The sequence below is a fragment of the Sulfuritalea sp. genome (assembly GCF_031426875.1).
Lineage (GTDB): Bacteria > Pseudomonadota > Gammaproteobacteria > Burkholderiales > Rhodocyclaceae > Sulfuritalea.
Window position 1 is genome coordinate 23,791 of the sequence record NZ_JASJPC010000072.1, and the last position, 6,394, is coordinate 30,184.

6 protein-coding genes are annotated in these 6,394 nt (G+C 65.6%); 2 read left to right on the forward strand and 4 right to left on the reverse strand.

The window, feature by feature from the left end; translation table 11 throughout:
- The first annotated feature begins 14 nt into the window (after positions 1–14).
- Positions 15–569 carry a winged helix DNA-binding protein gene (locus tag RMO95_RS22960; RefSeq protein ID WP_310453022.1) on the forward strand — a complete coding sequence of 185 codons (555 nt, stop codon included), beginning with the start codon at positions 15–17 and terminating at the stop codon, positions 567–569.
- Positions 570–595: 26 nt separating this feature from the next.
- Positions 596–1,876 carry a Glu/Leu/Phe/Val dehydrogenase gene (locus RMO95_RS22965; protein WP_310453023.1) on the forward strand — a complete coding sequence of 427 codons (1,281 nt, stop codon included), beginning with the start codon at positions 596–598 and terminating at the stop codon, positions 1,874–1,876.
- A gap of 21 nt (positions 1,877–1,897) precedes the next feature.
- Here RMO95_RS22965 and RMO95_RS22970 read toward each other — a convergent pair whose 3' ends face one another.
- The 4 genes from RMO95_RS22970 to RMO95_RS22985 all read right to left on the reverse strand — a co-directional run bounded on the left by RMO95_RS22970 (position 1,898) and on the right by RMO95_RS22985 (position 6,160).
- Positions 1,898–2,944: a GGDEF domain-containing protein gene (locus RMO95_RS22970; RefSeq protein ID WP_310453024.1), complete on the reverse strand. Its 1,047-nt coding sequence runs from the start codon at positions 2,942–2,944 to the stop codon at positions 1,898–1,900.
- A gap of 118 nt (positions 2,945–3,062) precedes the next feature.
- Complete coding sequence (locus tag RMO95_RS22975; protein ID WP_310453025.1) at positions 3,063–4,124, reverse strand: amino acid ABC transporter permease; 1,062 nt, start codon at positions 4,122–4,124, stop codon at positions 3,063–3,065.
- Positions 4,121–5,092: an ABC transporter permease subunit gene (locus RMO95_RS22980; RefSeq protein WP_310453026.1), complete on the reverse strand. Its 972-nt coding sequence runs from the start codon at positions 5,090–5,092 to the stop codon at positions 4,121–4,123. The genes RMO95_RS22975 and RMO95_RS22980 overlap by 4 nt, the downstream gene beginning before the upstream one ends.
- Before the next feature lie 54 nt (positions 5,093–5,146).
- Complete coding sequence (locus RMO95_RS22985; protein ID WP_310453027.1) at positions 5,147–6,160, reverse strand: amino acid ABC transporter substrate-binding protein; 1,014 nt, start codon at positions 6,158–6,160, stop codon at positions 5,147–5,149.
- Positions 6,161–6,394 lie beyond the last annotated feature (234 nt).

A 6,394-nucleotide genomic window follows, 5' to 3' on the forward strand; every position in this document is an offset into this window, starting at 1 on the left:
GGAAAGTAGTCATCATGGCAACCAAAAGCAAGAAATCATTGGCGCCGGCGCCCCTCGCCGAGGCGGATGTGCGCCGCATAGTCTCCTCCGAGCATCTGGTGTCGGACAAGTGTCCGGAATTGTCGGAACTCGAATTCGGCCTGATCATCGCCAGCCACGCCTTCGGCCGCTGGATGACGCGCTGCATGGCCGGCGCCGGAGTCAAGGACATGACCGAAACCGAGATCCTGGTGGTGCATCACGTCAATCATCGCGGCCGCGAGAAGAAGCTCGCGGATATCTGTTTCGTGCTCAACATCGAAGACGCTCACGTGGTTTCCTACGCCCTGAAGAAGCTGGCGAACCTCGGACTGGTATCGGGCGAGAGGCGCGGCAAGGAAGTCTTCTGGTCCACCACCGAGGCCGGTCAGGCGCTGTGCGAGCGCTATCGCCAGGTGCGCGAAGCCTGTTTGATGCCGGGCTTTTCCGGCGCTGAAGAAGAGAACCTGCGCCTGGGCGAGCTGGCGCGATTGCTGCGCACCCTGTCCGGGCGCTACGACCAGGGCGCGCGGGCGGCATCCTCCATCTGATTGCAATCAACGGGAGCACTTGAATCATGGCCAATCACACCCCGCTTTCCTATCTCGATCCGGCGCGGCCCGAACCCTGGGCCAGTTTCATCGAGCAGATCGACCGCGTCGCGCCGCACCTGGGGCACTTTTCGCACTGGCTGGAAACCCTCAAGCGCCCCAAGCGCGTGCTGATCGTCGATGTGCCCATCGTCCGCGACGACGGCTCGATCGCGCATTACGAGGGTTATCGCGTGCAGCACAACCTGTCGCGCGGTCCGGGCAAGGGCGGCGTGCGTTTCCATCCGGCCGTCACGCTGAACGAGGTGATGGCGCTGGCCGGCTGGATGACCGTCAAGAACGCAGCGCTGGGCCTGCCCTACGGTGGCGCCAAAGGCGGCGTGCGCATCGATCCGCGTGCTTTTTCGGCCGCCGAACTGGAGCGCATCACGCGCCGCTATACCTCGGAGATCGGCATCGTGATCGGTCCGGACAAGGACATTCCGGCGCCCGACGTGGGCACCAACGAGCAGACCATGGCATGGATGATGGACACCTATTCGGTGAACGTCGGCCACACCGCGAGCGGCGTGGTCACCGGCAAGCCGATCGCGCTGGGCGGTTCGCTGGGGCGGCTGGAGGCTACCGGGCGCGGCGTCTATATCGCGGCCCGCGAAGCCGGCCTCCGCATAGGCGTACCGATCGCCGGCGCACGCGTGGCGGTGCAGGGCTTCGGCAATGTCGGCGGCGTCGCCGCCCGGATCTTCAGGGAGAACGGAGCAAAGATCGTCGCCCTGCAGGATGCCCAGGCGGCGATTGCCAATCCGAACGGGATCGACATCACCGCGGCCCTGGCCCACGCCGCGGCGCATGGCAGCCTGGCGGATTTTTTCGGCGCGGAGCCGATCAGCGACGATGATTTCTGGCAATCCGAGTGCGAGTATTTCATTCCCGCCGCGCTGGAAGGCCAGGTGACGCCCGAGCGGGCGCGCAATCTACGCACCCGGATCGTGGTCGAAGGCGCCAACGGACCGACCACGCCGGCGGCCGATGATGTCCTGCAGGAACGCGACATCCTGGTGATTCCGGATGTGCTGGCCAACGCCGGCGGCGTGACCGTGTCCTACTTCGAATGGGTGCAGGATTTTTCCAGCTTCTTCTGGAGCGAGGAGGAGATCAACGCCCGCCTTGAAAGCATCATGATGAAAGCCTTCGCGGCGATCTGGCAGGCAGCCCAGGAGCGCAAGGTTTCGGTGCGTACCGCGGCCTTCATCATCGCCTGCCAGCGCGTGCTGGCCGCCCGCGAACAGCGCGGGCTGTATCCCTGAAAGTCGGGCGGTATCCGCGGCCTACTGGGCGACGCGGTTGCGCCCGGACTGCTTGGCCTGGTACATGTTGCGGTCGGCCTGGGCCAGCAGCAGATCGAGGCTGTCGCCGTCGTTCGGGTAGCTGGCGACACCGATGCTGACGCTGGTGGTGACGTGCTTGCCGGCCAGTACCAGGGACGTCGCCCCGACTGCCTGGCGTATTTTTTCGGCGACGTCGAATGCGCCCTTGGCCGGCGTTTCGGGCAGCAGGACGACGAACTCGTCGCCGCCCTGGCGCGACAGGATGTCGGTATGGCGCAGTTGTTCATTGACGCACTTGACCAGGGAGATCAGCAGGTTGTCGCCGGCCTTGTGACCCTGCTCGTCGTTCACCCGCTTCAGGTTGTCGCAGTCGATGACCAGCAGGCTGATAGGCCTGTTGTAGCGCACGGCCTGGCCGAACAACTGGTCGGCGATGATGGCGAATCCGCGCCGGTTCAGGGCGGTGGTCAGTTCGTCGGTTTCCGACAGGAGCTTGGCCTTGTTGAGGCCAAAGCGTATGTCGGAAGCGAACATGGTGGTGATGTAGGCGACCAGCACGAACGGTGCGAACTGGGCAAAGACGCCGGCCGCGAACTTGAGGGTGATCATGTCCTTCAGCGAGGTTTCGCCGCCCAGGAACACGATGCAGACGGCGATCAAAGCCAGTTCCAGCAGCGTGGTGAGCTTGCCCAGGGCCAGGGCGCTGGTGATGATGACAAGCAGGTAGGTGTTGAGCAGGGGGCTTTCGAGGCGCCCGCTATGCATCAGCGCCCAGGTGATGAAGCCGGTCATGATCCAGGTTTCCACCGCGAGCTTCCAGCGCGACTCGTGCTTGAAGAAATTCGCGTAGCGGAAGCCCATTATGCATAGGGCGTACAAGACCATGGCCACCACGAGGGCCGGCTGATCGTCCGGCTCGATGCCGCCGAAGGCGTGGTAGAGCAGCACCACGACCATCAGCAGCCATTCGATTTCGCCCACGGAACGCGAGATCCCGCGCAGCTCTTCCTGTTGGATGGAGGTCGGGTCGTCCGTTTTCTTGTTCATGATCTCCCTTTTCCGGAGGCTTTCCGCCCGGTCCGGCAATCCGCGTTTTGCATATTATGCCCTTTGTCGGCGCACAGGAGAGCCCCCGGATGCACTCTTGTGCGCCGATCTTCCCGATTCAGGCCATGGCGCGCGCGGCACTTCCGGCCTGTTCCAATCCCCGGCTGAAGCGCGACATCGCGTAACAGCCGATCCAGTAGATCAGGCCGATGAACAGATAGCCTTCGAGATGGTAGGAACGCCATTCGGCATCCCCGGCCAGCGCTAGCGAGAGCGCACCGGTCAGTTCATACATGCTGACTACGGTGACCAGCGAGGTGTCCTTGAAGATGCTGACCGCGCTGTTCATCATGGAGGGAATCACTGCGCGCAGCGCCTGCGGCAGGATGATCCAGCGCATGGCCTGCCAGCGGCCGAGGCCCAGCGCCGCCGCCGCGTCGTGCTGGCCCGCAGGCACACCCTGCAGCCCGCCGCGGATGGTTTCCGACAGGTAGGCTGCGGCGAACAGCACGATGCCGCCCTGCACGCGCAGCAGCACGTCGATCGAGGTGCCCTGCGGCAGGATGATGGGGAACAGGAAGGAGGCGAGGAACAGCACCGAGATCAGCGGCACGCCGCGCACCAGTTCGACATACAGCGTGCACAGCCCGCGCAGCAGTGGCAGGGAGGACTGGCGGCCTAGCGCCACCAGCAGCGCCAGCGGCAAGGCCAGCAGCATGCCCAGCGTCGCCAGCAGCAGCGTCAGCGGCAGCCCGCCCCACAGATCGCTGCCGACCGGACTGAGGCCGAACCAGCCGCCCCCCATCAGCAGCAGGAAGCCCGGCAGGGCCAGCGCCCAGGCCGCCAGCAATGCATTGCCTGGCAGCAGGCGCAGACCGCCCGCAAGGATCGCCGCCAGCAGCAGGGCGGTCGCCAGCAGCGGCCGCCATTGTTCCTCATACGGGTAGCGGCCGAACAGGATCACGCGGTACTTCTCCGCCACCACGCCCCAGCAGGCGCCGGCATGGTTCACGGCTTCGCAGGCTGCGGCGTCGGGACGGAACACGGCCTGCAGCAGCAGCCAGTCGATGAGTCCCGGCAGCCACCAGAGAGTCGCCGCCAGCAATGCCAACGTCGTGACGCTGCTGAAGGCGTCGGAGAACAGGTTGCGCCGCAGCCAGTCGCGTACGGTGGGCTTCATGCGCGCTCCGCCCAGCGCCCGCTGCGGCGTTCCAGCCAGGCGCTGAGCCAGGCGGTGAGCAGCGACAGGATCAGATACACGGCCATGATCAGCGCGATGCATTCCGCGGCGCGGCCGGTCTGGTTCAGCGTGGTGTTGGCCACCGAGACCAGGTCGGGATAGCCGATGGCGACCGCCAGCGAAGCATTCTTGCTCAGGCTCAGGTGCTGGTTGGTCAGCGGCGGAATGATGCTGCGCAGGGCTTGCGGCAGCAGCACCAGGCGGAACAGCTGGATTCGCGTCAGGCCCAGCGCCAGCGCCGCGTCGCTTTGTCCGCGCGGCACGGCCAGGATGCCGGCACGTACGGTTTCGGCGACATAGGCGGCGGTGTAGAGACTCAGGCCAAGGAACAGCGCGAGGAACTCCGGCGTCAGCGTGGCGCCGCCGACGATGTTCATTTCGCCGCGCAGCGGCAGGTCAAGCATGCCCGTGTCGCCGCCGAGCCAGGGGATGGTCAGGCCGCTCTTGCTGAGGAAGACATGTGGCGCGAGCTGCAGCGCCTCGCTCGCCAGCGGCAGCAGGTCGGTCACGACGAAGTACCAGGCCAGCAGTTGCAGCAGCAGCGGCACGTTGCGCAGGGTTTCGACGTAGGCCGCGCACAGGCCGCGCAGCAGCAAATTGGGCGAGAGCCGGCCGAGGCCGATCAGGGTGCCGAGCAGGGTGCTGGCAAGTATCGCCGGCAGCGCCACGCGCAGCGTGTTGGCCAGGCCGGCGGCCAGCGCCCACAGCGCGCTGTCGGTCGACTCGAAGGGCAGCAGGCTTTCGCCGATGCCAAAGCCGGCCGGCTCCCGCAGGAAGTCGAAGCCGCTGCGAATGCCACGCTCAGCCATGTTGGCGGCGGTGACGTCGAGCAGCCACCACAGCGCGCCCAGCAGCGCCGCCGCGAGCAGGGCCTGGAGAGCGAGTTCGCGTCGGCGTCGGCCTTGCATCGCTGCTGAGTCGGCGAAGAGTTGGCGAAGAGTTGGCGCTGGCGGTACGGCGCTTCAGCGCACCGGCGGCGCGTACATCAATCCGCCCTTGCTCCATAGCGCATTGAGTCCGCGCGGCAGTTTCAGCGGCGAGGCGCTGCCGACATTGCGCTGGAACATCTCGCCGTAGTTGCCCACCGCCTTGATCGCACGGGCGGCCCAGTCGCGCTCCAGCCCGAGCAGCTTGCCGCTGTCCTCGGCGGTTCCGAGCAGGCGCTGGATCGCGGGATCGGTGCTGGCCTTCATCTGCTCCAGGTTGGCCTGGGTGATGCCGTATTCCTCGGCTTCGATCAGGGCGAAGATGACCCATTTGACGATGGCAAACCATTCGTCATCGCCGCGCCGCACCACCGGCCCCAGCGGCTCCTTGGATATCAGGTCGGGCAGCACCACGTAGTCGTCGGGTTTCGGCGCCTCCTTGCTGCGAATGAAGGCCAGCGCCGAGGCGTCGGTGGTGTAGGCCTGGCAGCGGCCGCTGAAGAAGGCCTTGATCGAGGCCTCGAACTTCTCGAACACCACGGGCTTGATCTTGATGCCCTGCGCCTTGAACCAGTCGCCGAGGTTCTTCTCCGTGGTGGTGCCCGACTGCACGCAGATCTCCGCGTTCTTCAGCTGCTTGGCGCTGGTGATCCTGAGTTTCTTCGGCACCAGGAAACCCTGGCCGTCGTAATAGGTGACGGCGGTGAAATGCAGGCCCAGCGAGGCGTCGCGCGTCAAGGTCCAGGTCGTGTTGCGCGACAGCAGGTCGACCTCGCCCGACTGCAGCGCGGTGAAGCGCTGCTGGGCATTGAGCGGCACGTATTTGACCTTGGTCGCGTCGTTCAGCACGGCTGCCGCAACGGCGCGGCAGAGATCGACATCGAAGCCGTTCCAGCGGCCCTGGCTGTCGGCCGAGGAAAAACCGATGACGCCGGTGCTGACGCCGCACACCAGTTGCGCGCGCTGCCTGACCTGGTCGAGCGTCTTGCCGGCGTGGGCTGGCGCGAGGTGGAGCAGGAGGGTGGTCAGCGCAATGGTGAGGATTCTCATGATTCAGGCACCCTGGGCGCGATTCGGAACGGGAAGGCATTCTAACAATGCGAGGTGTGGCCAAAGTGCGCAGCATCACTGCTACGCCCGCTCCGTTGCGGCGGGAAGGGGCGTGTCTTGCGCCGCCACCGGCGGTGGCTCGCGGTCGATGCGGCTTTGCAACTGATAGTCGGCCAGGCCCTAGGGTCTGTTCTCAATCATGCGGACAGTGCTATGCCATATGCAACTGAGGTC

Coding starts and splice junctions, on each gene's coding strand:
- RMO95_RS22960 (WP_310453022.1), top strand. CDS start 15: ATGGCAACCAAAAGCAAGAAATCATTGGCGCCGGCGCCCCTCGCCGAG.
- RMO95_RS22965 (WP_310453023.1), top strand. CDS start 596: ATGGCCAATCACACCCCGCTTTCCTATCTCGATCCGGCGCGGCCCGAA.
- RMO95_RS22970 (WP_310453024.1), bottom strand. CDS start 2,944: ATGAACAAGAAAACGGACGACCCGACCTCCATCCAACAGGAAGAGCTG.
- RMO95_RS22975 (WP_310453025.1), bottom strand. CDS start 4,124: ATGAAGCCCACCGTACGCGACTGGCTGCGGCGCAACCTGTTCTCCGAC.
- RMO95_RS22980 (WP_310453026.1), bottom strand. CDS start 5,092: ATGCAAGGCCGACGCCGACGCGAACTCGCTCTCCAGGCCCTGCTCGCG.
- RMO95_RS22985 (WP_310453027.1), bottom strand. CDS start 6,160: ATGAGAATCCTCACCATTGCGCTGACCACCCTCCTGCTCCACCTCGCG.